Source organism: Microbacterium sp. BK668, assembly GCF_004362195.1.
In the GTDB taxonomy this organism is placed as follows: Bacteria; Actinomycetota; Actinomycetes; order Actinomycetales; family Microbacteriaceae; genus Microbacterium.
The window spans coordinates 1,511,241-1,534,112 of sequence record NZ_SNWG01000001.1; the positions used below are offsets into that span (position 1 = coordinate 1,511,241).

Consider the following 22,872-nt stretch of genomic DNA (forward strand, 5'->3'; position numbering starts at 1 on the left):
GGCGGAGATGTCTCGCGAACGGCCCATCCTCGTCACGGGAGCGACCGGCTTCATCGCCGGGCACGTCATTTCCGAGCTGCTCCGCCACGGTTACGACGTGCGTGCGACGGTGCGCGACTCCTCCCGAGCGGACGTCGACCACCTCCGCGCGGTCGCCCGCGAGGAGGGATACGCCTTCGACCTCGTCGAGGCCTCCCTCGACGCCGACGACGGCTGGTCCGAGGCGCTGCGGGGCGCGATCGCGGTCATCCACGTCGCCTCTCCGCTGCCGAAATCGCGCCCGCGCGACCCCGACGAGGTCATCCGGCCGGCCGTCGACGGCACGGAGCGGGTGCTCCGCGCCGCGATCGCCGCCGGCGCCGAGCGCGTCGTCATGACGTCGTCGATCGCCGCCGTGCTGGGCGGGCACGACCTCCGCGACGGCCGCGTGCGCACCGAGGAGGACTGGTCGATCGTCGAGAGGTGCGAGCCGTACGAGGCGAGCAAGACCCTCGCCGAGCGCGCGGCCTGGGAGGTCGCCGCGGGGTCGGAGCTCGAGCTCGTGACGATCTGCCCGGGCTTCGTGCTCGGGCCGCTGCAGCGCGCGGGAACCAACACCTCGATGGACGTCGTCGATCAGCTGCTCGCGCGGACGATTCCGGCGATGCCCCACATGGGTTTCTCCGTCGTCGACGTGCGGGACGTCGCGATCGCGCACCGGCTCGCGCTCGAGAAGGTGAAGGCGGCCGGCCACCGGTACATCGTCGCGGGGGACGCGACGTGGCTGAGCGAGATCGCCGAGATCCTGGCCGCCGAGTACCGACCGCGCGGCTACCGGGTGCCGACCGCCGAGCTGCCCGCGTTCGTCGTGCGAGCGGGCGCACTCGTCAATCCCTCGCTCCGGCTCGCCGTGCCGCTGCTGGATCAGCCGATCCTGGTGTCGTCGGCGCGGGCGCGGGGCGAGCTCGGCTGGCGACGACGGCCGATGCGGGAGACGGTGATCGACGCCGCCGAGTCGCTCATCGCGTTCGGGCGCGCTCCGGGTCGTCGGTGAGCGTGCCTCAGTCCTTCGCCGCGTCCTGCGGCAGGGCGGCATCCAGCTCCGCGAGCCACGCGTTCGCGTTGCCGTCCGAGGGTGCGCGCCAGTCGCCGCGCGGGGAGAGCGACCCCGCGGGCGAGACCTTCGGCCCGTTCGGGATCGCGGAGCGCTTGAACTGGGCGAACGCGAAGTAGCGCTGCAGGAAGACCCTGAGCCACTTCACGATCGTCGGCAGGTCGTAGGCGTAGCGATCCTCCTGGGGGAAGCCGGGGGGCCAGGCCCCGGCATCCTGATCCCTCCAGGACTGCTCCGCGAGGAACGCGATCTTGGAGGGGCGCATCCCGAAGCGGAGGATCCAGTAGAGCGCGAAGTCGTGCAGCGCGTACGGGCCGATGCGGTCCTCGGTGGACTGCATCCTGCCGTCCTGCCCGGCCGGCACCAGCTCGGGGCTGATCTCGGTGTCGAGCACCGACTGCAGCACCTCCCGCGCGCGAGGGCTGAGGTCGGTCGAACCGCCCTCGTGCCCCTCCTGCGAGACGACCCACCGGATCACGTGCTGGATGAGCGTCTTGGGAACGCCGGCGTTCACCGCGTAGTGACTCATCTGATCGCCCACGCCGTAGGTCGCCCAGCCGAGTGCGAGCTCGGACAGGTCGGACGTGCCGATGACCATCCCGCCGTTCTGATTGGCCAGGCGGAACAGGTAATCGGTGCGCAGGCCCGCCTGCACGTTCTCGAACGTGATGTCGTGCACCGGCTCGCCCTCGGCGAAGGGGTGCCCGATGCGCTCCAGCATCTCCGTCGCCGCGGGACGGATGTCGATCGTCTCGATCGATGCGCCGATCGTCTCGGCCAGCGCGATGGCGTTCGACTTCGTGTGCTCGCTGGTCGCGAAGCCAGGCATCGTGTAGGCGAGGATGTCGCTGCGCGGCCGTTCCATGCGGTCCATCGCGCGGGCGACCACGAGGAGCGCGTGGGTCGAGTCGAGCCCGCCGCTCACGCCGATGACGGGCTTCGGGTCGCCGATCGCCCGCATCCGCTGGATGAGTCCGGACACCTGGATGTTGAAGGCCTCGTAGCAGTCGAGCGCGAGGCGCTCGGGATCGTCGGGCACGAACGGGAACCGGTCGAGGGGTCGCCTCAGACCGGTGTCGGCCACCGGCGGGTCGAGCTCGAAGTGGACGACGCGGAAGTAGGGCTCGCGCGTGCGGCGGTTGTCGTCGAACGTCCCCTGGCGGAGGCGGTCCTGACGCAGGCGGTCGAGGTCGATGTCGGCGATGCTGTGACGCGGGCCGTCGGGGAAGCGCTCGGTCTCGTCGAGGAGCAGCCCGCCCTCGTAGATCATCGTCTGGCCGTCCCATGAGACGTCGTTCGTGGACTCGCCCATTCCCGCGGCGGCGTAGGCATAGGCCGCGAGGCAGCGCAGCGACTGCGACAGGCACAGGTTCTTGCGGTCCTCGGCCCGCGCGATCGTGATGGGGCTGCCGCTCAGGTTGAGGAGCACGGTCGCTCCGGCGAGCGCAGCCGATGAGGACGGCGGGATCGGCACCCACACGTCTTCGCAGACCTCGGCGTGCACGACGAGGCCGGGGATGTCGAGCGCTTCGAACAGCAGGTCCGGTCCGAACGGCGCCTCGAGGCGGCCGACCCGGATGTCTTCGAGCTGCTGGTCGTCGCCGGGTGCGAACCAGCGGCGCTCGTAGAACTCGCGGTAGTTCGGCAGGTACGACTTCGGCGCCACGCCGAGCAGCTCGCCGCGATGGATGACGACCGCGCAGTTGAAGAGGCGGTTCCGATGGCGAAGCGGGGCCCCTACGACGATGAGCGGAAGAAGGTCGACGGATGCCTCGACCAGCCGCTCGATCGCCCTCACGACGCCGTCGAGCACGGCATCCTGCAGGAAGAGGTCCTCGACCGAGTAGCCGGTGAGGCACAGCTCGGGGAAGACGGCGACCGCGACGTTGTCTTCGCTGAGCTCGCGAGCACTCGCGAGGACGGTCTCGGCGTTGGCCGCCGGATCGGCGATCACGAGCGGGACGGTGCTCGCCGCGACGCGCGCGAAGCCATGGCGGTACGCGCTCTCGAAGGGGAGGCTCATGTCCCCAGTCTGGCAGGAGCGGTCGGCCCTGCGGGGCCGTCGTGCCCCGGTCCTTGAGCGAGCGGAGCGAGACGAAACGGGCCGGATCTCCGAGGCCGGTCGTGCGCCCGGTCGTTGAGCGAGCGGAGCGAGACGAAACGGGCCGGATCTCCGAGGCCGGTCGTTCTCGCACATCCGGTGCCCGTCGTCTTCGGCGCTCCAGCGCTTCCCCCACCACGCATCGGCCGCGGCGGATGAGGTGTCGGGGGCCGCGGCTAGGGTCGAGAGACGGAAGGGGACCATGCGATACATCGAGGACGAAGGCCGGATCGTCTGGAGCGCGAGCGACCTCAAGGCCGCCGCCGAGTGCGAGTTCGCGTGGCTGCGTGCGATCGACGCGAAGCTCGGGCGCGTGGCGGCCGTCGACGAGCCCGAAGACGCGACGCTGGTGCGCGCGGGCCTGCTCGGCGGCGAGCACGAGCGCCGCGTGCTCGCGGAGTATCGGGCGCGGTACGGCGACAAGGTCGTCGAGATCCCCGAGACGCGGTCGACGGATGCCGAGGCCCTCGCCCGCGCGGTCGAGCTCACGAACGCCGCCCTCGCGTCCGACGCCGTGGTCGTGTACCAGGCCGCGTTCGCGACGAGCGAGTTCGTCGGCTTCGCCGACTTCCTGCTCCGCGAGTCTTCGACGACCTCGACGACCTCGACGACCCCGACGACCTCGGCGGCCGAGGGCGGCCGATCGGGGACGGAGCGGGACGGCGAGCCGACGGGCCCGTGGATCGTTCAGGACACGAAGCTCGCCCGGCATGCCCGGGTGACGGCGCTCATGCAGCTCGCTGCCTACGTCGCGCAGCTCGATCGGCTGGGCGTGGCCCGGTCCAGGAGGGTCGAGCTGCTCCTCGGCGACGGTACGGTGAGCGAGCACGAGGCATCCGATCTCCTTCCCGTCTTCGAGCTGCGGCGCGAGCGTCTGCGCGCGCTCGTGGCCGACCGTCGGCTCGATCTCGGCGCCGCCGGCCCCGCGATCGCGTGGGGCGACGACCGCGGAGAACTCGGCGTCATCGCGTGCGGACGGTGCGCAACGTGCGACGCCGAAGTCATCGCGCACCGCGATCTGCTGCTCGTCGCCGGTATGCGCCCGATCCAGCGGGAGCGGCTGCGCGCTGCCGGGATGACCACGATCGACGCGCTCGCCGGCGCCGCGTCAGCGCCCGACCACATGAGCCCCGACACGTTCGCGATGCTGCGCACGCAGGCTCGACTCCAGCTCGAGAGTCCGGCGGGTCTCGGCATCCCGCCCCTCATCGCCCCGGTCGCCGCCGTGCAGCCGGTGCCGGTCATCGAGCCCATCCCGGGACTGCAGCCCGTCGCCGAGCTGGCCGAGGCGCCGGCGCCGACGGCGACGGCCACGCTCGTCGCCGCGCCGCCCGTGCCGGTTCCCACCTACGAGGTCGTCCATCCGAAGGCCCTCGGCGCGCTTCCGCGTCCCGATCTCGGCGACCTCTTCTTCGACTTCGAGGGCGACCCGCTGTACACCGAGACTCCGGCGCTGCCCGGCGATCCGGTGCAGTGGGGCCTCGACTACCTCTTCGGCTTCGTCGACCTCGACGAGCGGTACTCGGCGCTGTGGGCTCACTCCTTCGCGCAGGAGCGCCAGGCGCTCGAGCGCTTCATCGACCTCGTGAACCTGCGGCGGATGCAGCACCCCGGCATGCACATCTATCACTACGCTCCCTACGAGCCGACGCACCTGCTGTCGATGGCGGCGCGGCACGGCACCCGTGAGAGCGACGTCGACCGACTGCTGCGCGACGGCGTCTTCGTCGACCTCTACCCCATCGTGCGCCGGGCGCTGCGGGTGGGGTCGCGCTCGTACTCGATCAAGAAGCTCGAGCCGCTCTATATGGGCGCCGAGGTGCGCACGAGCGATGTTCAGAAGGGCGACGACTCGATCGTCAAGTACGTCCAGGCGAGGGCGCTCGAGGACGATGGGCAGGATGCCGCGGCACGGGGCATCCTCGATGATCTGGCCGACTACAACCGCTACGACTGCGTCTCTACCCGGCGCCTGCGCGACTGGCTCGTCGACCGCGCCCGCGAGGCCGGGCTGAGACCGTCGCCCGAGGCGGAGCCCGGCGAGACGGCGTACGAGCCGTCGGTGCGTGCGCTCACCCTGTCGTCGCTCGCCGAGCGCCTGCCCGAGGATTCGGCTGCGGCCCGATCGCTTCGCCTCGGCGCCGCCGCGATCGACTACTACCCGCGGGAGGCCAAGACCTTCTGGGCCACCCACTTCCTGCGGCTGCGCGAGCCGCTGTCGGTCTGGGAGGACGCGCGCGACGTCGTGATCCTCGACGCCGCCCGCTGCCGTGTCGTGGAGGACTGGCACCGCGGCGAAGGTCAGCGCACCGACCGGCGGATCCTCGAGCTGCGCGGCGAGGTCGCCCCCGGCACGAGGCTCAGCGAGGGATCGAACCCTTTCGCCCTCTACGACCTGCCCGCGCCGTTCCCCTTCGAGCCGTCGCCCCGCTGGATCCACGCGGATCGACGCGTCACAGTCGTCGAGGTGCTCGACGACGGCGCACTGGTCGAGGAGTACGCCGTCGAAGGTCTCACGTGGTCGGAACTGCCGCTCGCGCTGACCCCGGCCGCGCCACCGCGGGCGGGCAATCAGCAATCGGCGATCGACGCGTGGGCCGACGCGGTGATCGCCGCATCGCCCGATCTTCCGAACGACCCCGCGACCGACATCCTTCGCCGGCGCCCGCCGCGGACCCTTCGGCGAGATCAGGGGCTCAATGGTGCTGTCGTCGCGGCCGGCGGCGACGACGTCGAGGCGATCACGCGGTCGATCCTCGATCTCGATCGCAGCTACCTCGCCGTGCAGGGGCCTCCGGGCACCGGCAAGACGTATGTCGGGTCGCACGTCATCGCCCGGCTCGTTCGCGACCACGGGTACAAGGTCGGCGTCGTCGCGCAGTCTCACGCGGTCATCGAGAACATGCTCGACCGCATCGTGGCGGCGGGGGTCGCCCCGCAGCAGGTCGCGAAGGCGCCGAAGCACGCCTCGGCCGACGACACCTCGTTCACGGCGATCCCGAAGAACGGCGTCGCCGCGTGGGTCGCCGAGCAGTCCGGCGGGTACGTCCTCGGCGGCACCGCGTGGGACTTCGGCCACGAGGGTCGCGTTCCCCGTGGCAGTCTCGACCTCCTCGTCATCGACGAGGCCGGGCAGTTCTCGCTCGCCTCGACGATCGCCGTGTCGCTGGCCGCGCCGCGCCTGCTGCTGCTCGGCGACCCGCAGCAGCTGCCGCAGGTGAGCCAGGGCACGCACCCCGAACCCGTCGACACGTCCGCCCTCGGCTGGGTCATGGACGGCGCCGACGTCGTGCCGCCCGAGTACGGGTACTTCCTCGGCCGCACGTGGCGCATGCATCCGGCCGTCGCCGAGCCGGTGTCGCGCCTGTCGTACCGCGGCGAGCTGGCGTCCCACCCCTCCGCCGCGCTGCGCACGCTGGCGGGAGTGATGCCCGGCGTGCGTGCCCTGCCGGTACGCCACCACGGCAACTCGACCTCGTCTGCGGAGGAGTCGGGCGCGGTCGTCGCGCTCGTGCGCGATCTCGTGGGGAGGGAGTGGACGGATGCCGCGACCGACGACGACGGTCACGCCACAGCGCTCCCGCCTCGTCCGCTCGAGGAGAGCGACATCATCGTGGTGACCCCGTACAACGCGCAGCAGGTCGAGGTCGAGCGCGCGCTCGCCGCCGCAGGCTTCGCCGACGTCCCGGTCGGCACCGTCGACCGGTTCCAGGGGCAGGAGGCGGTCGTCGCGATCCTCTCCCTCGCCGCCTCCTCCGGACGCGATGCGCCGCGCGGTCTGGAGTTCCTGCTGCTGCGCAACCGGCTCAACGTCGGCATCTCGCGAGCGAAGCACACCGCCTACGTGGTCTACGCGCCGGGACTGCTCGACGACCTTCCCCGGACGCCCGAGGGGGTCGCTCGTCTGAGCGGTTTCGCGAGGCTCATTTCGGACGCCGCCGGCTAACGGGCCGGTTCTCCGATGTCAACCCCTTAGGGACATTTTCCCGACCCGCATAATCTGGGAAAGCGTCATCACGACGCAGGTGCGGTACCCGTTCGGCGAGGGGCGGGTGCCGCACCACTTGTCTGTCGGGGGTGCGATGGCCCCGCTCTCCGGCCGGTCGACGCACCACGGGCGTTCCGCCGCCCCGACCCCCGGCATCCTGGTCGAAAGCCACGCGCAAGCGTCGCGCCGGAGGGCTATCCGGATCGCACCGCCGGGCCCCGTCCGATCGCACGGCCGAGCCCCGTCCGGACCCTGGCGAAACCCGTCCGGATCGCACGAATGACGGGTGCACGAGCCGCCGGACGGTGATCCGTGCGATCTCGGCACCCGCGGGGACCGACGCCCAGCGTTCAGCCGCGAGGGTCAGACGGTGCCGTAGAGCCGGTCGCCGGCGTCGCCGAGCCCCGGCACGATGTAGCCCTTGTCGTTGAGACGCTCGTCCAGCGCGCCGAGCACGAGCGTGACGTCCCGCCCGTCGACCTGGCGCTCGATGGCGGCGACTCCCTCGGGTGCGCCGAGCAGGCATATGGCGGTCACGTCCTGCGCGCCGCGCGTGAAGAGGAAGTCGATCGCCGCCCCCAGCGATCCGCCGGTCGCGAGCATCGGGTCCAGGACGAAGCACTGCCGGTCGCTGAGGTCGTCGGGAAGGCGCTCGGCGTAGGTCGACGGCTCGAGCGTCTCTTCGTTGCGCACCATCCCGAGGAAGCCGACCTCGGCCGTGGGCAGGAGCTTGACCATGCCCTCCAGCATCCCGAGCCCGGCCCGCAGGATCGGCACGACGAGCGGCCGCGGCTCGCCGATCTTCACCCCGGTCGTGGTGGTCACGGGAGTCTGGATCTCGATCGGCGCCACTCTCACGCTGCGCGTCGCCTCGTAGGCGAGGAGCGTCACGAGCTCTTCGGTCAGCTGGCGGAACACCGGCGAGGTCGTGCGCGCGTCGCGCAGCACCGTGAGCTTGTGGGTGATGAGAGGGTGGTCGGCGACGTGCAGGCGCATACGCTCAGGGTACTGGGCCCTAGTCTCGGACTGTGATCCACGACCGCGCAGATCTCGCCGCGATGGACCGCGCACTGACCCTCGCAGCCGCCGCGGGCGCCCAGGGCGATGTGCCCGTCGGGGCGGTGGTGACGGATGCCTCGGGCGCGGTCATCGGCGAGGGCCGCAACCTCCGCGAGGCCACCGACGACCCGACGGCGCACGCCGAGATCATCGCGCTCCGCGCCGCCGCGGCCGCCCTCGGCACGTGGAACCTGTCCGACTGCACGCTCGTGGTGACCCTCGAGCCGTGCCTCATGTGCGCGGGCGCGCTGCTCCAGGCGCGGATCCGGCGGCTCGTCTTCGGCGCGTGGGACGAAAAGGCCGGAGCAGCGGGCTCGATGTACGACGTCGTGCGCGACCGCCGCCTGCCCCACCGGGCCGAGGTCGTGGCGGGCGTGCGCGAGGACGAGGCATCCGCTCTCCTGCGGCGCTTCTTCGATCCGCTTCGCTGAGCGCGCCGCTGCGTCAGCGAGGCAGGTGGGGGAGCACCTCGGCACCGAGGTACTCGACGTGTCCGAGGTCCTGCAGATCGAGGAGCTGGAAGTACACGCGCTGGATGCCGAGCTCGGCGTAGCGGGCGATCCGCTCGCCGATCTCGGCGGCGTCGCCGACGATGTTGACGCCGTCGCGCACCTCCCGCGCCGTGCGGTCGAGCTTCGCGGCCCGGCGACCGATCTCCGCGTCGTCGGCGCCGGCGAACGTCGACATCGCCAGCGAGAGCTTGAGCGATTCGTGGTCCCGACCGACCCGGGCGCAGGCGGCGCGGAGATTCGCCAGCCGTTGCGGGATCTCCTCCAGGGCGGGGAAGCCGAGGTTGAACTCGGTGGCGTACCGGGCCGCGAGCTCGGGCGTGCGACGGGGGCCGCGCCCGCCGACGATGACGGGGACGCGCTCCTGCTGAGGTTTGGGGAGCGCGGGCGACTCCTCGAGCCGGTGATGATCGCCCTCGAACGAGAAGGTTTCGTCGACGGGCGTCCGCCAGAGGCCCGTCACGATGGCGAGCTGCTCCTCGAGGATGCCGAACCGCTTCGCGGGGAACGGTATGCCGTAGGCGCGGTGCTCCTGCTCCATCCAGCCGGCTCCGAGGCCGAGCTCGACGCGTCCGCTGGACATCTCGTCCACCTGGGCCACCTGCACGGCGAGGATTCCGGGATGCCGGAACGTGACCGACGAGACGAGCGTGCCGAGCCGGATCCGCGAGGTCTCCCGGGCGAGTCCCGCGAGGGTCGTCCAGGCGTCGGTGGGGCCGGGCAGACGCTGATCGCGCCCCGAGCGCATGTAGTGGTCCGAGCGGAAGAAGCCGTCGAACCCGAGCCGCTCGGCGGCCTGTGCGAACGCCAGCTGGTCGCCGTACGAGGCGCCGAGCTGGGGCTCGACGAAGATGCAGTACTCCATCGCCGCGCGCCGTCAGTTCTCGGACTTCAGGACGATCTGCTCGGTCGGGGCGGGCGCCGCTGCCGTGCCCTGACGCACGATGTCCGGCTCGAGGTAGATCACTCGGGCAGCGGGAACCGCCTCGCGGATGCGTGCCTCGATGGCGTCGATGTCGGCTGCGACGTCGCCCAGCGGGCGGTTCGAGGTGAATCCGAGCTTGGCCGCGACCAGGAGCTCGTCGGGCCCCAGGTACAGCGTCTTGATGTGGATGAGCTTCTCCATCTCGCCGCCGCTTCCGATGGCACCCACGATCCGGTCGTAGTCCGCGCGCGTGGCGCCTTCACCGACGAGCAGGCTCTTCGTCTCGATGCCGAGCACGATCGCGACGAGCACGAGCAAGGTGCCGATCATGAGCGTGCCGATCGCGTCGAAGACGGAGTCGCCCGTGATCGCGGTGAGGCCGACGCCGAACAGCGCGAACACGAGCCCGGTCAGGGCGGCCACGTCTTCCAGCAGCACGACGGGCAGCTCGGGGGCCTTCGCGTGCCGGACGAAGGTCACCCACGATTCGCCTCTCCCGCGCACATGGTTGCTCTCGCGCACCGCCGTGCGCAACGAGAACGACTCGAGCACGATGGCGATGACGAGCACCGTGAGGGGCACCCATACGTTCTCGAGCTCATGCGGGTCGCGGAGTTTCTCGACGCCCTCGTAGATCGAGAACAGGCCGCCGACGGAGAAAAGGATGATCGACACGACGAACGCGTAGACGTAACGCTCGCGTCCGTGGCCGAACGGATGCTCCGCGTCGGCCCGGCGACGCGCCTGCCGGCCGCCCAGCATGAGCAGCAGCTGGTTTCCGGAGTCGGCGACGGAGTGGATCGCCTCGGCGAGCATCGACGAGGAGCCCGAGATCAGCCACGCGACGAACTTGGCCAGGGCGATCCCCATGTTGGCGAGGAACGCCGCCAGGATGGCCTTTCCGCCGCCTGAAGCACTCATGCGGAGAAGTCTACGGAGGCCGCTGCATCCGGCTTCTCCCCCTTGACGTGCGCCGTCGCAGCGCTTCCGTCCGCCCGAGTCGAGGGCGTTCCGGCCGGGTCAGTCCGCCGATCGGATGATGATCGCCTCGGTCGCCGGCGCCGGCTCCGCCGGGTGTCCCACGTAGCCGATCACCTGGAGGACCGCGTGGCGGAACTCGGCGGGGCGCTCCAGGAAGGCCGAGTGACCGACCCCCTCGAGTGCGAGCTCGGTCACCTCGCCGCCCTTCTCGCGGTACCGATCCAGCACGTCGCGCGTCTGCGACACCATCGGCTGCGCGGGCGCGACCTCCTCACCGGGCCAGCCGGGGACGATGCCCAGCGCGCCGAGGTGGTTGAAGTCGTAGAACGACGTGTCGGAGACGATGGGGTCCAGCGTCCCGTGCACCCAGAGGATCGGGGGCTTCGGCTCGATGTCGGCGATGCCGGAGGTGTTGAAGTACTTCGGCACGATCGAGTTGAGGACGCCGACGGTGCCCGCGCCGAAGCCGGGCCAGGAGTCGCTGTGCACCGAGTCGCCCGGGTAGTTGCCCGTCGCGGTCGACGTCGAGAGGATGGACTCGACCCACACGTCCTCGTGATCGGTGGTGTATCCCGGGGCGACATACCCCGAGCGGAAGACATTGCGCGGCGAGGTGGGCGCCTCGTCCGAGGTGTCGTGCGCGGTCAGTCGCTCGACGAAGTCGGGGTTGCCTGCGCCGCCGCCGCAGCCGGCGTCGTCGTCGGTGAGACGGCTCCCGTCGCGACGCGTCCCGCCGAAGCCGTACGGCGAGACGGGCGACACGAGCGTCAGGCTCAGGGTGGGATGGTCGAGGGCGTACTGCATGATGACCCCGCCGCCGAGCGACCAGCCGACGAAGTGCGCCGTCGGAAGGCCGAGCGCTGCGAGGGTCGCGTGCACGTCGTCGCTGAAGTCCCGCACGCCCCGTGTCGCGTCGACGGGGGAGTGCTCCGTGCCGCCGTACCCGCGCAGGTCGATCGCGATCGCCCGGAGGTCTCTCGGGAGATCCTCCATGACCTCCTGCCAGAACAGCGATGACGAGCCGTTTCCGTGAATGAGGACGACCGTGCGCTCCGGCGGCGTGGCGGCGTCGTCGCCCGCTCGTTCGAGGATGTTGACCGTCAATCGGGGAGTGTCGATGAGTCGGGCTGTGATGCCGTCGAAGAGAGTCATGGAGCGTCCTTCGGTATCCCCTGGGGAGCGTCTGCGTTCCCGTCTGCCTCGACTATAAACCCCTCCCGTCGGGGGGTGAATGGACTCTCAGGTCTCACCTCGGCCGCGCCCGCCGGAGGGCTTCCGCGCTCCTCACCCCTCCGGCCCGTCAGGCGCCGGCGCCGTCGCTCTCCGCGGGTTCCGCGGGCATCTCGCCCATGTAGGCGGCCGCGGTCGCCTCGGCGGCGCGGGCCGCGACCTCGGGCGCGGCGCCGTCCGCGACGTGCGCGTCCTTCCAGGCGTCGGCGGCGGCGCGGGTGAACGCCTTCCCCTCGTCCGACAGCATCCACGCCTGGCCCTCCTCCGGCGTCGGACCGTCGACCGCGGACCCGAGGTGCAGGGCGAGGCCCAGCAGCCCGGAGTCCCACCCGATGCCTGTCGCCGCCGGGCCGAACTGCTGCCACACCTCTTCGGGGACGTCCGCTACCGACGCGACGTGCTCGAGTTCGAATCGGGTGCGATCGGATGCTGTCGCCTCCAGCCGCACCGTCACCCACGTCACGCCGCCGCCGTACTCCCACGTCGCGCGGTAGGACGCTCTGCCGTCCTCGGGCGGATCGCAGGCGAGGATCTCGCCTCCCGCGTTGCCCTCGAACTGATACCGCCCGCCGACCCTCAGGTCTCCCGAGATGGGAAGGAACCACCTTGGGATGCGATCCGGCGTGGTGACGGCCTCCCACACGTCGGCGATGTCCGACGGGTACTCCTGGGCGAGCCGCTGCACGCGGACCTCCGCTCCGTCGCGCTGCGTCGTCTCTACTCGGCGCTCGACGGCGGCGATCTGGGCGTTCACATCGACCATGGGCTCTTCTCCTTCATCGGATCTCAGTTGTCGGCGTCACCGTCGTCGGCGACGTCGGCGGCATCGTGGCCTTCTGCCGGGGGAGCGGATGCCGCGGCATCCGAAACGTCCTTCCTGTCGTCGGCCGGCCGGCGTGCGCGCCGCCCGCGCGCCAGCTCGGTGCCGAGGGCGTCGAGCTTGGGCTGCCAGAACCGCCGGAACGGATCCAGCCACGCGTCGGCGGCCTGGAGCGGCCGCGGATCGACGGCGTAGAGCCGCCGCGTGCCCTCGGCGCGGACGGTGGCGAAGCCGGCATCCCGGATCACGCGGAGGTGCTGCGACACGGCGGGCTGCGAGATGCCGAACTCGCGCTGGATGACGGCGCCGATCTGCCCCGCGCTCAGCTCGCCATCGGCGAGCAGCTCGATGATCCGGCGGCGGACGGGGTCTCCGAGGATGTCGAGCGCGTGCATCCACTTATCATTGCGTGGTGACTTATATAAGTCAAGACGCAATCTATTGGCGTACCTCCCCTCGGTGGCGGGGGAGCGGGGGGAGGGCGGCGGGTTCGGAGATGTGACTCGACGACCGGGAGGCTGTCGACGACCGGTGGCGGTGCGCGCACCGCTCGTAGGATGGTGGTCATGCCTGCTTCGCTCCCCTCGATCGCGATCCTCGGCGCCGGCTCCATGGGCGGCGCGATCCTTCGCGGGCTGGTGCGCTCCGGCCTCGCGACGTCCGGCCTCACCGCCACCAACCGCTCGGTCTCGAAAGCCGCTGCCTTCGAGGGCCTCGATGGGGTGACCTCGATCGCGCTCGAGCAGCAGCCGACCGGGAGCGCGGACGCGGCAGCCGCCGCCGACATCGTCCTCATCGGGGTGAAGCCTGCGATGGTGCCCGAGCTGCTCCGCGAGATCGCGCCGCGCCTTCGCCCCGGCACGATCGTGGTGAGCCTGGCGGCCGGCGTGACGATCGCGACCTTCGAGTCGATCCTCGGCCCCGGACTGCCGGTGCTGCGGTCCATGCCCAACACGCCCGCACTGGTCGGCCGCGGCGTCACCGGTCTCGCCGCGGGAACCGAGGCGAGCGCCGCCGACCGGGCGCTCGTGCGGAGTCTCTTCGAGACGGTCGGCACCGTCATCGAGGTCCCCGAGGCCAAGATCGACGCCCTCTCGACCATCTCGGGCTCAGGTCCCGCATACGTCTACCTGTTCATCGAGGAGTTCACCGAGGCGGCCGTCGGCAAGGGGTTCAGCGAGGAGGAGGCCCGCCTTATGGCGGAGCAGACCTTCATCGGCGCGACGGCGCTGCTCGAGGCGTCCGGTGAGCGGCCCTCGGAGCTGCGCCGTCAGGTCACGAGCCCCAAGGGCACGACGGAGCGGGCCGTCGCCGTGCTGCAGGGCGCGCGCCTGGCGGGCGTGTTCTCGGAGGCGACGGATGCCGCGCTCGCCCGCGCCCGCGAACTCGCCGCGGGCGGGTAGCACCTGCCGCCCTCGTTCGCCACGCCTCTGCAGACGAGGTGCGCCGACCGACGGCGGTCAGCGGAACTTCCGCCGGTAGATAGCCATCGAGACGCCGTACCCGATGACGAGGATGCCGACGCACCATGCCAGGGCGACCCAGATGTCACCGCCTACAGGCTGGCCGGCCAGAAGGTCGCGGATCGCGTCGACGATCGACGTGGTCGGCTGATACTCGGCGAAGAACCGCACCGGCCCCGGCATCGTCTCGGTGGGCACGAACGCCGAGCTGATGAACGGCAGGAAGATGAGCGGGTAGGCGAAGGCGCCGGCGCCGTCCATCGTCTTGGCCGAGAGGCCGGCGATGACCGCGAGCCACGTCAGCGCGAGGGTGAAGAGGATCAGGATGCCCGCGACCGCGAGCCACTCGAAGACGTTCGCGCCGGAGCGGAAGCCCATGAGCAGCGCGACGGCGATGACGACGACGACCGACGTGAGGTTGGCCACGACCGACGTGAGCACGTGCGACCACAGCACCGCCGAGCGGGCGATCGGCATGGACTGGAACCGCTCGAAGATCCCGCTCTGCATGTCTGTGAACAGGCGCGCGGAGGTGTAGGCGACGCCGGAGGCGACCGTGATGAGCAGGATGCCGGGCAGCAGGTAGCTGACGTACGGCACCGACCCCGTGTCGATTGCTCCGCCGAAGACGAACACGAACAGCAGCATGATCGCGACCGGGGTTATCGCCGTCGTGATGATCGTGTCGAGGCTGCGCGTGATGTGGCGCAGCGACCGGCCCGTGAGGACGGCGGTATCGCCGATGACGTGCGTGGTCATGGTCGTTCCTTCACTTCTCACGCGCGCCGTCGGCGGCGTCGCTCTTGCGATCAGATCCGACGATCGAGAGGAAGACCTCTTCGAGGGTCGGCTGCTTCTCGACGTACTCGACCTGCGCCGGCGGCAGCAGGCGCTTGAGCTCGGCGAGGGTCCCGTCCGCGATGATGCGACCCTCGTGCAGGATCGCGATCCGGTCGGCGAGCTGCTCGGCCTCCTCGAGGTACTGCGTCGTGAGGAGCACCGTCGTGCCGTTCGCAGCGAGCTCCCGAATCGCCTCCCACACCTCGACGCGCGCCTGGGGGTCCAGACCCGTCGTCGGCTCGTCGAGGAAGATCACCGCCGGGCTGCCGATGAGGCTCATCGCGATGTCGAGGCGTCGCCGCATGCCGCCGGAGTAGGTCGCGACCTTGCGGGAGGCGGCATCGGTCAGCGAGAAGCGCTCGAGCAGGCCGTCGGCGATCGATCCCGGCTCGTCGAGGTGGCGGAGTCGCGCGACGAGCACGAGGTTCTCGCGTCCGCTCAGGACCTCGTCGACCGCTGCGAACTGACCCGTGAGGCTGATCGCCTCGCGGACCTCCCGGCCTCGCGTCGCGACGTCGAGGTCGTTGACGCTCGCCGCCCCGCCGTCGGCCTCGAGCAGCGTCGAGAGGATGCGGACGAGCGTCGTCTTGCCGGCGCCGTTCGACCCGAGGAGCGCGAAGATCGTACCCCGCTCGACGTCGAAGTCGACGCCGCGCAGGACGGAGAGGTCCTTGAAGGACTTCTCGATCCCGCGCACGCGGACGGCGGGTGCGGCGAGGGATGGGGTGGTCATCGTTCCTGCGCTCCTTCCGCGTCTTCGATCGCCTTCGCGAGGTGGGCGCGCTCCTTGTCGATCCATCGGGTGCCGCCGTACGACTGGGCGAACGTCTCGGCGAAGTCGACGGGGTCCGGTCCGACGATGTCGCGGACGGGGGTGCCGTCGGCGGCTGCGCGTTCCCACAGCTCCACGAGGTCCTCGAACATCTTCACGAGGTCGTCGCCGTCGGTGATGCCGCCGTAGTACATGAAGTACCTGTGCATCGCCTTCGCGGCGCTGCCGTAGGGCTCCGGCAGCGCATCGAGGCGCGCCTTGAGCTGCCTGTACTGCTTCTTCTGCTCGAGTGAGCCGGTGATCGCTTCGATCCATTTGGCGGCCATGGTCACTTCTCCTTCTCGCCGACCTCGTCGGCATCGGTCGTGAGGGGAACGTCGGTGCGGAGCTTGTCGAGCCGGTCCGTGAGGAAGCTCCAGGTCCTCCAGAACTCGTCGAGGTAGTCCTTGCCCCGCGCGTTGAGCGAGTAGACCTTGCGCGGCGGTCCCTTCTCCGAAGGCACCTTCTCGACGTCGACCAGCCCGCGCTGTTCGACGCGGACGAGGAGCGCGTAGATCGTCCCCTCCGCGATGTCGGCGAAGCCCTGGTCGCGCAGCCACGCCGTGATCTCGTATCCGTATGCGTCGCGGGCGGACAGGACGGCGAGGACGATCCCCTCGAGAACGCCCTTGAGCATCTCGGTCTCCTGCTTGCCCATCGGCCTCCGCCTTCTGCTACTCAGTATCGCTGACTACTGGTAGATAGTAACGCCGAGTACCGGTACTTAGCAAGACCGAATAGCGAGGAGATCGGATGCCGCGGCCGGACTCGCCGGAGAGGGTCGCCGTCGTCCCCTCCTCTCGCTGCGCTCGCTCGGGGACCGGATGTTCCCGGTCCCCGAGCGAGGAGCGCAGCGGCGGTTCCCGGTCCCCGAGCGAGGAGCGCAGCGACGAGACGAGGGGACGACGCCGGACCACCGCGTCACGCGGCTCAGCTGAGAGCCTTCGGCAGGCTCATGGACCGGAGAGGCGCGTCCCCGGGCGGGCCGGGTCGGCCTCAGCGGTCGAGGGCGGCGAACCGCTCGATGTCGGTGTTCGTCCCCGACACGATGATGAGGTCGTGGTTCGTCACGACGGTCGTCGCCTCGGCGTACCGGAAGGGCTTCCCCGGGCTCTTCACGCCCACGACGGTCACGTTGTACTTAGAGCGCACGCCCGACTCGTTGAGGCCGACGCCGCGGATGAACTTCGGCGGGTACATCTTGGCGAGCACGAAGTCGTCGTCGAAGCGGATGAAGTCCAGCATCCGCCCGCTCACGAGGTGGGCGACGCGCTCGCCGGCCTCGCGCTCGGGGTAGATGACGTGGTTCGCGCCGACGCGGGCGAGGATCTTGCCGTGCGACTGCGAGACGGCCTTCGCCCAGATCTGCGGCACCTTGAGGTCGACGAGGTTCGCCGTGATGAGAACGGATGCCTCGATCGACGACCCGACGGCGACGACGGCGACCTGGAAGTCCTGCGCGCCGATCTGCTTCAGCGCGTCGATGTTCTTCGCGTCGGCCTGAACAGTGTGGGTCACGCGCTCGGACCACTTCTGCACGAGCTCGAGGTTCTCGTCGATGGCGAGCACCTCGCGGTCCAGCCGGTCTAGCTCGCCCGCGCACGCGGCGCCGAAACGCCCGAGTCCGATGACCAGGACGGGCGCGTCGCCGCGGATCTGCTCAACCAACGATCGGCCTTTCCACCGGCAGCGAGTACAGCTGCGAACGGGATGTCGCGGCCACGGCCGCGGCGAGTGTCACTGTACCAATCCGGCCCATGAACATCGTGAGCGCCATCACGTACACGGCGGGGTCGGGGAGGCTCTGGGTGAGCCCGGTCGAGAGGCCGACCGTCGCGAAACCGGAGATGACGTCGAAGAGGACGTCCTCGACCGGGGACTTGGTGATGTGCGAGATCACGATGGTCGACAGCGCGACGATCGTGGCGCCCCACGCGACGACCGACAGCGCGACGCGCTGGACATCGCTCGGGATGCGGCGGCCGAAGGCCTGCACCGACTGGCGACCCTTCGCCTCCGACCACACGGCCAGGGCGAGCACGGCGAGGGTCGTGACCTTGATGCCGCCCGCTGTCGAGGCGGAGCCTCCGCCCACGAACATGAGCATGGAGCCGACGATGAGTGACGACCCGTTGAGCTCCCCGACGTCGATGACCGCGAAGCCGCCGGACCGGGTCATGGCGGAGAGGAAGAAGGACTGGAAGACGGTGTCCCAGGCGTTCATGCTCCCGAAGGTGGCGGGGTTGTCGTACTCGAGGGCGAGGAAGGCGCCGGCGCCCAGGACGAAGAGGAGCACCGTCGTGATCATGGTGAGCTTGGCGTGGAGGGACCACAGCCGGAAGCGCCAGTAGTGCCGCCACAGCGTGTAGATGACAGGGAATCCGATCGAGCCGAGGAAGACGCCGGCCATCATGACCGTCAGGAAGAAGTAGTCGGTCGCGAACGGCTCGAGCCCGTTCTCGGTCGGCGTGAAGCCCGTGTTCGTGAACGACATGGCGGCGAAGTACGGGGCTTCCCACAGAGCCGTCAGAGGATCCATGCCGGCGATCAGGATAGAAGGGTAGAGGAGCACCGCAAGGATCGCCTCGATCACGAGCGTCGACAGGGCGACGGTGCGAAGGAGCACGCCCACCTCACCCAGGCGCACGGTCTGCCCTTCGTTCACCGGGCCGCCGTGAGCGCGCATCGGATTGGTGTCGCCGGCCGCGATGAGCTTCGCTCGCAGGCCTAGGCGCTTCGAGATGATCAGGCCCAGGATCGATGCCAGAGTCAGCACGCCCATGGCGCCGACGTTGACGCCGATGAAGATGATCACCTGGCCGAGGGGCGACCAGAACGTGCCCATGTTCACCGTCGTCAGGCCCGTGACGCAGATCGTGGAGACGGCCGTGAAGAGCGCGTCGGCGAACGGGGGCCGCGTCCCCGACGCGGTCGCTGCCGGCTGCCACAGGAGCAGCGTGAACAGGAGGATGAGCGATGCGAAGACCAGCACGGCGAACCGCGCGGGCGAGGATGTGGTCAGCGAGCGGAGGTCATCCCAGAAGCGGCGGAAGAACCGGCCGAGCGAGTGGCGCGAGAACGGACTGACGGGATCGGCCGTCATGTCTCGCCCCTCTCGTCCGCGGAAACCCCAGTCATGGTACTCCGCCGGGCGCGCGGCTAGTCTGTCGACATGGCGGACATCTTCGACGTGATCGCAGACGGCACACGGCGCGAGATCCTGCAGCTTCTGCTGTCCCGGTCCGCCGATGGGGAGCGGGGAACGAGCGTCTCCCACATCGTGCATGAGCTCGGCGTCAGCCAGCCGACGGTGTCCAAGCACCTCAAGGTGCTGCGCGAGGCATCCCTCGTCTCGGTGCGAGAAGAAGGTCAGCACCGCTACTACAGCCTTTCGCCGGCCCCGCTGGACGAGGTCGACGACTGGCTCGTGCCCTTCCTCCTCGACGAGGAGACAGAAGAAGAGGACGAGCTCGACGGGTCGGCCCCGGTCCTCAACGAGTCCGCCGCGCACGCGGCCGAGGTCGTCGGGCGCGCCGCCGCCTCGGCCAAGCACGCGTTCGAGAGCGCGCTGCGCAAGCTCCCCGGCCGCTGACCCGGCCGCGCGGTCGTCGGACCCGACCCGCGCCTGACCGCGGCCGCCTCATCGTTCACATCTGCAACAGCGGTTTACACCGGTCTCGCCGGAGCCCTAGAGTGGCTCTGATAGGCAACGCCGAGGGGAGGCGAGGGGAAATGGCGCAGCTACCCGACGTGCGGTTTCTCACGGTCGCCGAAGTCGCCGAGCTCATGCGGGTGTCGAAGATGACGGTCTACCGCCTCGTGCACGCCGGCGAGCTTCCCGCCGTGCGGTTCGGACGCAGCTACCGCGTGCCCGAGACCGCGGTCACGGAGGCTCTGCAACGGCCGGTCGCCGACGTCGGCTAGACTGTTCCGAGGCATTTTTCCGTTTTGCCCGTTCCCGGGCGCGCACGCACCGCGCCCAGACCCCGACATAGTGAGGTTTTCCGTGGGTTCAGTCATCAAGAAGCGCCGCAAGCGCATGGCGAAGAAGAAGCACCGCAAGCTGCTTCGCAAGACTCGCCACCAGCGCCGCAACAAGAAGTAAGCGGCCAGAACACCTAGCGCCTGTCTCCGGACGGGCGCTTCGTGTTCGTCTCGGCAGGCCTCCGACTTCCGACGCACTCGACAGGGAACCATGCAGTCCATCACCGTCCAGGAGCTCCGCGAGCGCACCGGCGTGCCGCTCATCGATGTGCGCGAGGCCTACGAGTTCGAGGCCGGGCACGTTCCCGGTGCCGTCAACCTGCCGATGTCGACTCTCGGGGAGCGTCTCCACGAGCTTCCCGAGGGCGCGTTCGACGTCATCTGCCAGGTGGGCGGGCGCTCGGCCCGCGTCGTGGAGGCGCTGGAGGCCCGAGGATACGACGCCACCAACGTCGAGGGCGGCACGGGGGAGTGGGCTGCGGCGGGGTATCCCATCGAGCGGTGAGCGAGGGGTTGCGCCGCCCGGCGGCGGACTTCCGCGCGCTCGTGCGATGGCCCGCTCGTACGATGAAGGAGTGACGACGCTCACCCTCATCTCCAAGCCGGACTGCCACCTGTGCGACGTCGCGCGTGAGATCGTCGAGGCCGTGGTGGCGGAGCTACCCGAGGACAGCGTCGAGGTCGAGGACAAGTCGATCCTCGACGATGCGGCCCTCTACGAGCTGTGGTGGGAGAAGATCCCGGTCGTCCTCATCGACGGCGCGGTGCACGGCCACTGGCGGGTCTCGCCCGACCGCCTGCGCGCCGCTCTGCAGGAGGCATCGGCGCGGGCCTGAGGCATCCGTCCGCTGCTTCCCTCCCCCGCGGGGGAGAACCAGGGATGCTGCGCTCAGCCGGCGAGGCGCGCGCGCAGCGGTGCGAGCTCGGCGTCGGTGAGACCGCCGTCCGCGTTCACGGCGCGAGGCGCGTCGGGCCGCGGAAGAGGTACGTGACCTCGCGGATCGAGGACTCCCCGAGGAGCAGCATGAGCAGTCGCGCGAGGCCCATTCCGAACCCGCCGTGCGGCGGAGCGCCGTAGCGGAAGAAGTCGAGGTAGTGCTCGAGGCCCTCGAGGTCGAGGCCCTTCTCGACCGCCTGCGCCTCGAGCACCTCGATGCGGTGCTCGCGCTGTGCGCCGGTCGTGATCTCGGTGCCCCGGTAGAGGAGGTCGTAGCTCTTCGTGAGGCCGGTCTCGGCATCCCGCATGTGATAGAACGGCCGGATCCCGGCGTGGTAGTCGGTCACGAACACGAAGTCGTGGTCGAAGGTCTCCTTCACGTACGCGGAGACCTGGCGCTCGCCCTCGGGGTCGAGGTCGCCGTCGGCACGGGGGATCTCATAGCCACGGTCGCGCACGATCTCGCGCGCTTCGGCGAGCGGGATGCGCGGGAACGGGGTGGCCGGCACGGTCACCTCGACGCCGAAGAGCTCCTCGATCTCGGCGCCGTGCTTCTCCTTGACCGCCGCCAAGGCGAAGGCGAGCAGCTCCTCCTGCATGGCCGCGACGTCCTCGTGGGAGTCGACCCAGCTGATCTCGGCGTCGATCGAGGTGAACTCGGTCGCGTGGCGGCTCGTGAACGAGGGGTCGGCGCGGAAGGCGTCGGCGATCTCGAACACCTTGCCGAAGCCGGCGGCCTGCGCCATCTGCTTGAAGTGCTGCGGGCTCTGGGCGAGGTAGGCCGTCTGGTCGCCGAAGTACTCGAGCTGGAACAGCTCGGCGCGCGACTCCGCGGGACTCGACATCAGCTTGGGCGTGTGGATCTCGATGTAGTCGCGCTCGATCCAGTACGTGCGCATGGCGTGCTCGAGCGTCGTCTGCACGCGGAAGATGAGGTTGTTGCGGCGCTGACGCAGGTCGAGGAAGCGCCAGTCCATGCGCTTGTCGAGGCCGGAGTCGGCGGCGATGGGCGTCTCGGGGAGCGCCGACGACTCGACGACGAGGCTCCCGATCTTGATCTCGACGCCGCCGAGCTTGACGCGCTCGTCGTGCTTCAGCTCGCCGCGCACGGTGAGGAAGGTGCCGGTCGTGAGGCCCGAGATCGTCTCGGTGAGGGCGAGGGCAGTGGATGCCTCGGGGCCGGCGTCTTCGCCGAGCTCCCTGGTCGCCGGGTTCACGAGCTGCACGGCGCCGGTCTCGTCGCGCAGGATGACGAACTGCACCTTCTTCTGGTCGCGGACCGTCTCGACCCATCCCGAGACGACGACGGGACCGTCGGCAAGACCCTGCAGCTGTTCCACCAGGACGCGTTCACTCACGAGGATCCATCCTACGTGGAGGCGATTCACCGCTTTTCTTCACGTGGGCGTAACCGATGCACAGGCCCCGGTCATGTCGGTTGTCTAGGGTCGAGGCATGGCGACGGCAAACGATGGCTCCTGGCTCACCGCGCTCGTCGACTGGTCGGTCTCGCTCATGGAGGTCATCGGACCCGCGGGCGCGGGGCTGGCCATCGCCCTCGAGAACGTCTTCCCGCCGCTGCCGAGCGAGGTCATCCTGCCGATGGCGGGCCTGACCGCCAGCCGCGGCACGTTCACGCTCTTCGAGGCGCTGTTCTGGACCACGCTCGGCTCGATCGTCGGCGCGTTCGCGCTCTACGGCCTCGGCCGATGGCTCGGCGTGGACCGCCTCCGGCGGGCGGCGGGGCGCATTCCGCTCGTCCACCCCGAGGACATCGACCGGACCGTCGCGTGGTTCGACCGGCACGGCGGCAAGGCCGTCTTCTTCGGCCGGATGGTGCCGCTCTTCCGGAGCCTCATCTCGATCCCCGCGGGCGTCACGCGCATGCCCGTCTGGAAGTTCGGCGTCCTCACGGCGTCGGGCAGTCTCATCTGGAACAGCATCTTCGTGCTCGCCGGGTTCTTCCTCGGGGAGCAGTGGCACGTCGTGGAGACGTACGCCGACGTCCTGCAGTACATCGTCATCGCCGCCGTCGGTCTGGGGATCGCCTGGTTCGTCTGGGCGCGCACCCGCGCCCTCCTGCGGCACAGGCAGGATGCCTCGACCGCGACGGGTGAACAGGGCTGACGCC

At 70.1% G+C, this 22,872-nt stretch carries 24 protein-coding genes; 10 read left to right on the forward strand and 14 right to left on the reverse strand.

Annotation, left to right across the window (positions count from 1 at the left end):
• The first annotated feature begins 7 nt into the window (after positions 1–7).
• A complete protein-coding gene (locus EV279_RS06665; protein ID WP_133542078.1) occupies positions 8–1,033 on the forward strand; it encodes an NAD-dependent epimerase/dehydratase family protein in 1,026 nt (341 codons plus the stop codon).
• 7 nt (positions 1,034–1,040) lie between these two features.
• Here EV279_RS06665 and EV279_RS06670 read toward each other — a convergent pair whose 3' ends face one another.
• The gene (locus EV279_RS06670; RefSeq protein ID WP_133542079.1) at positions 1,041–3,116 is read right to left on the reverse strand and encodes an NAD(+) synthase; all 2,076 of its coding nucleotides are present in this window, start codon (positions 3,114–3,116) and stop codon (positions 1,041–1,043) included.
• Between the two features lie 280 nt (positions 3,117–3,396).
• On the opposite strand from EV279_RS06670, the gene EV279_RS06675 reads away from it, so the two are divergent.
• Positions 3,397–7,140 carry a bifunctional RecB family nuclease/DEAD/DEAH box helicase gene (locus EV279_RS06675; protein ID WP_133542080.1) on the forward strand — a complete coding sequence of 1,248 codons (3,744 nt, stop codon included), beginning with the start codon at positions 3,397–3,399 and terminating at the stop codon, positions 7,138–7,140.
• A gap of 405 nt (positions 7,141–7,545) precedes the next feature.
• On the opposite strand, the gene upp is transcribed toward EV279_RS06675, so the two are convergent.
• Positions 7,546–8,178, reverse strand: coding sequence for a uracil phosphoribosyltransferase (gene upp, locus EV279_RS06680; protein ID WP_133542081.1), 633 nt, complete (start codon positions 8,176–8,178; stop codon positions 7,546–7,548).
• A 62-nt stretch (positions 8,179–8,240) separates the two neighbouring features.
• Here upp and tadA point away from each other — a divergent pair, with 62 nt between their 5' ends.
• The gene (gene tadA, locus EV279_RS06685; protein WP_133544691.1) at positions 8,241–8,672 is read left to right on the forward strand and encodes a tRNA adenosine(34) deaminase TadA; all 432 of its coding nucleotides are present in this window, start codon (positions 8,241–8,243) and stop codon (positions 8,670–8,672) included.
• Between the two features lie 13 nt (positions 8,673–8,685).
• Here the strand turns inward: tadA and EV279_RS06690 are convergent, their stop codons facing one another.
• The 5 genes from EV279_RS06690 to EV279_RS06710 all read right to left on the reverse strand — a co-directional run bounded on the left by EV279_RS06690 (position 8,686) and on the right by EV279_RS06710 (position 13,101).
• Positions 8,686–9,615: an LLM class F420-dependent oxidoreductase gene (locus tag EV279_RS06690; protein ID WP_133542082.1), complete on the reverse strand. Its 930-nt coding sequence runs from the start codon at positions 9,613–9,615 to the stop codon at positions 8,686–8,688.
• Positions 9,616–9,627: 12 nt separating this feature from the next.
• Complete coding sequence (locus EV279_RS06695; protein WP_133542083.1) at positions 9,628–10,596, reverse strand: cation diffusion facilitator family transporter; 969 nt, start codon at positions 10,594–10,596, stop codon at positions 9,628–9,630.
• 99 nt (positions 10,597–10,695) lie between these two features.
• Positions 10,696–11,808, reverse strand: a complete 1,113-nt coding sequence (locus EV279_RS06700; RefSeq protein ID WP_133542084.1) for an alpha/beta hydrolase — start codon at positions 11,806–11,808, stop codon at positions 10,696–10,698.
• Positions 11,809–11,956: 148 nt separating this feature from the next.
• A complete protein-coding gene (locus EV279_RS06705; RefSeq protein WP_133542085.1) occupies positions 11,957–12,649 on the reverse strand; it encodes an SRPBCC domain-containing protein in 693 nt (230 codons plus the stop codon).
• Positions 12,650–12,672: 23 nt separating this feature from the next.
• Positions 12,673–13,101 (reverse strand): metalloregulator ArsR/SmtB family transcription factor, encoded by a 429-nt coding sequence (locus EV279_RS06710; protein WP_133542086.1) that lies wholly within the window; start codon positions 13,099–13,101, stop codon positions 12,673–12,675.
• 171 nt (positions 13,102–13,272) lie between these two features.
• Here EV279_RS06710 and proC point away from each other — a divergent pair, with 171 nt between their 5' ends.
• Complete coding sequence (gene proC, locus EV279_RS06715) at positions 13,273–14,109, forward strand: pyrroline-5-carboxylate reductase (protein ID WP_133542087.1); 837 nt, start codon at positions 13,273–13,275, stop codon at positions 14,107–14,109.
• A 57-nt stretch (positions 14,110–14,166) separates the two neighbouring features.
• Here the strand turns inward: proC and EV279_RS06720 are convergent, their stop codons facing one another.
• The 6 genes from EV279_RS06720 to EV279_RS06745 form a co-directional block, all read right to left on the reverse strand.
• Positions 14,167–14,928, reverse strand: coding sequence for an ABC transporter permease (locus EV279_RS06720; protein WP_133542088.1), 762 nt, complete (start codon positions 14,926–14,928; stop codon positions 14,167–14,169).
• Between the two features lie 10 nt (positions 14,929–14,938).
• Positions 14,939–15,742 (reverse strand): ATP-binding cassette domain-containing protein, encoded by an 804-nt coding sequence (locus tag EV279_RS06725; protein ID WP_133542089.1) that lies wholly within the window; start codon positions 15,740–15,742, stop codon positions 14,939–14,941.
• Positions 15,739–16,107 carry a DUF1048 domain-containing protein gene (locus tag EV279_RS06730; RefSeq protein WP_133542090.1) on the reverse strand — a complete coding sequence of 123 codons (369 nt, stop codon included), beginning with the start codon at positions 16,105–16,107 and terminating at the stop codon, positions 15,739–15,741. The genes EV279_RS06725 and EV279_RS06730 overlap by 4 nt, the downstream gene beginning before the upstream one ends.
• Positions 16,108–16,109: 2 nt before the next feature.
• Positions 16,110–16,478: a PadR family transcriptional regulator gene (locus EV279_RS06735; protein WP_133542091.1), complete on the reverse strand. Its 369-nt coding sequence runs from the start codon at positions 16,476–16,478 to the stop codon at positions 16,110–16,112.
• A 338-nt stretch (positions 16,479–16,816) separates the two neighbouring features.
• Entirely contained in the window at positions 16,817–17,488 is a 672-nt protein-coding gene (locus tag EV279_RS06740; protein WP_133542092.1) for a TrkA family potassium uptake protein, read from the reverse strand.
• Entirely contained in the window at positions 17,481–18,923 is a 1,443-nt protein-coding gene (locus EV279_RS06745; protein WP_133542093.1) for a potassium transporter TrkG, read from the reverse strand. The genes EV279_RS06740 and EV279_RS06745 overlap by 8 nt, the downstream gene beginning before the upstream one ends.
• 69 nt (positions 18,924–18,992) lie before the next feature.
• Between EV279_RS06745 and EV279_RS06750 the strand changes: the two genes are divergently transcribed.
• The 5 genes from EV279_RS06750 to EV279_RS06770 all read left to right on the forward strand — a co-directional run bounded on the left by EV279_RS06750 (position 18,993) and on the right by EV279_RS06770 (position 20,640).
• Complete coding sequence (locus EV279_RS06750) at positions 18,993–19,412, forward strand: metalloregulator ArsR/SmtB family transcription factor (RefSeq protein WP_133542094.1); 420 nt, start codon at positions 18,993–18,995, stop codon at positions 19,410–19,412.
• A gap of 140 nt (positions 19,413–19,552) precedes the next feature.
• The gene (locus tag EV279_RS06755; protein WP_133542095.1) at positions 19,553–19,744 is read left to right on the forward strand and encodes a helix-turn-helix domain-containing protein; all 192 of its coding nucleotides are present in this window, start codon (positions 19,553–19,555) and stop codon (positions 19,742–19,744) included.
• Between the two features lie 82 nt (positions 19,745–19,826).
• Positions 19,827–19,925, forward strand: a complete 99-nt coding sequence (locus EV279_RS06760) for an AURKAIP1/COX24 domain-containing protein (RefSeq protein WP_003792170.1) — start codon at positions 19,827–19,829, stop codon at positions 19,923–19,925.
• Positions 19,926–20,015: 90 nt separating this feature from the next.
• A complete protein-coding gene (locus EV279_RS06765) occupies positions 20,016–20,309 on the forward strand; it encodes a rhodanese-like domain-containing protein (protein ID WP_133542096.1) in 294 nt (97 codons plus the stop codon).
• A gap of 70 nt (positions 20,310–20,379) precedes the next feature.
• On the forward strand, positions 20,380–20,640 hold the full coding sequence (locus EV279_RS06770; RefSeq protein WP_133542097.1) for a glutaredoxin family protein: 261 nt from the start codon (positions 20,380–20,382) through the stop codon (positions 20,638–20,640).
• Between the two features lie 115 nt (positions 20,641–20,755).
• Here the strand turns inward: EV279_RS06770 and aspS are convergent, their stop codons facing one another.
• A complete protein-coding gene (gene aspS, locus EV279_RS06775; protein ID WP_133542098.1) occupies positions 20,756–22,099 on the reverse strand; it encodes an aspartate--tRNA(Asn) ligase in 1,344 nt (447 codons plus the stop codon).
• Positions 22,100–22,196: 97 nt separating this feature from the next.
• On the opposite strand from aspS, the gene EV279_RS06780 reads away from it, so the two are divergent.
• Entirely contained in the window at positions 22,197–22,868 is a 672-nt protein-coding gene (locus EV279_RS06780; protein ID WP_133542099.1) for a DedA family protein, read from the forward strand.
• The last annotated feature ends 4 nt before the right edge of the window (positions 22,869–22,872 follow it).

Coding starts and splice junctions, on each gene's coding strand:
- EV279_RS06700 (WP_133542084.1), bottom strand. CDS start 11,808: ATGACTCTCTTCGACGGCATCACAGCCCGACTCATCGACACTCCCCGA.
- tadA (WP_133544691.1), top strand. CDS start 8,241: ATGGACCGCGCACTGACCCTCGCAGCCGCCGCGGGCGCCCAGGGCGAT.
- EV279_RS06720 (WP_133542088.1), bottom strand. CDS start 14,928: ATGACCACGCACGTCATCGGCGATACCGCCGTCCTCACGGGCCGGTCG.
- EV279_RS06745 (WP_133542093.1), bottom strand. CDS start 18,923: ATGACGGCCGATCCCGTCAGTCCGTTCTCGCGCCACTCGCTCGGCCGG.
- EV279_RS06705 (WP_133542085.1), bottom strand. CDS start 12,649: ATGGTCGATGTGAACGCCCAGATCGCCGCCGTCGAGCGCCGAGTAGAG.
- EV279_RS06690 (WP_133542082.1), bottom strand. CDS start 9,615: ATGGAGTACTGCATCTTCGTCGAGCCCCAGCTCGGCGCCTCGTACGGC.
- EV279_RS06670 (WP_133542079.1), bottom strand. CDS start 3,116: ATGAGCCTCCCCTTCGAGAGCGCGTACCGCCATGGCTTCGCGCGCGTC.
- EV279_RS06730 (WP_133542090.1), bottom strand. CDS start 16,107: ATGGCCGCCAAATGGATCGAAGCGATCACCGGCTCACTCGAGCAGAAG.
- EV279_RS06725 (WP_133542089.1), bottom strand. CDS start 15,742: ATGACCACCCCATCCCTCGCCGCACCCGCCGTCCGCGTGCGCGGGATC.
- EV279_RS06755 (WP_133542095.1), top strand. CDS start 19,553: ATGGCGCAGCTACCCGACGTGCGGTTTCTCACGGTCGCCGAAGTCGCC.
- EV279_RS06735 (WP_133542091.1), bottom strand. CDS start 16,478: ATGGGCAAGCAGGAGACCGAGATGCTCAAGGGCGTTCTCGAGGGGATC.
- EV279_RS06780 (WP_133542099.1), top strand. CDS start 22,197: ATGGCGACGGCAAACGATGGCTCCTGGCTCACCGCGCTCGTCGACTGG.
- upp (WP_133542081.1), bottom strand. CDS start 8,178: ATGCGCCTGCACGTCGCCGACCACCCTCTCATCACCCACAAGCTCACG.
- EV279_RS06665 (WP_133542078.1), top strand. CDS start 8: ATGTCTCGCGAACGGCCCATCCTCGTCACGGGAGCGACCGGCTTCATC.
- EV279_RS06765 (WP_133542096.1), top strand. CDS start 20,016: ATGCAGTCCATCACCGTCCAGGAGCTCCGCGAGCGCACCGGCGTGCCG.
- EV279_RS06710 (WP_133542086.1), bottom strand. CDS start 13,101: ATGCACGCGCTCGACATCCTCGGAGACCCCGTCCGCCGCCGGATCATC.
- EV279_RS06675 (WP_133542080.1), top strand. CDS start 3,397: ATGCGATACATCGAGGACGAAGGCCGGATCGTCTGGAGCGCGAGCGAC.
- EV279_RS06695 (WP_133542083.1), bottom strand. CDS start 10,596: ATGAGTGCTTCAGGCGGCGGAAAGGCCATCCTGGCGGCGTTCCTCGCC.
- proC (WP_133542087.1), top strand. CDS start 13,273: ATGCCTGCTTCGCTCCCCTCGATCGCGATCCTCGGCGCCGGCTCCATG.
- EV279_RS06750 (WP_133542094.1), top strand. CDS start 18,993: ATGGCGGACATCTTCGACGTGATCGCAGACGGCACACGGCGCGAGATC.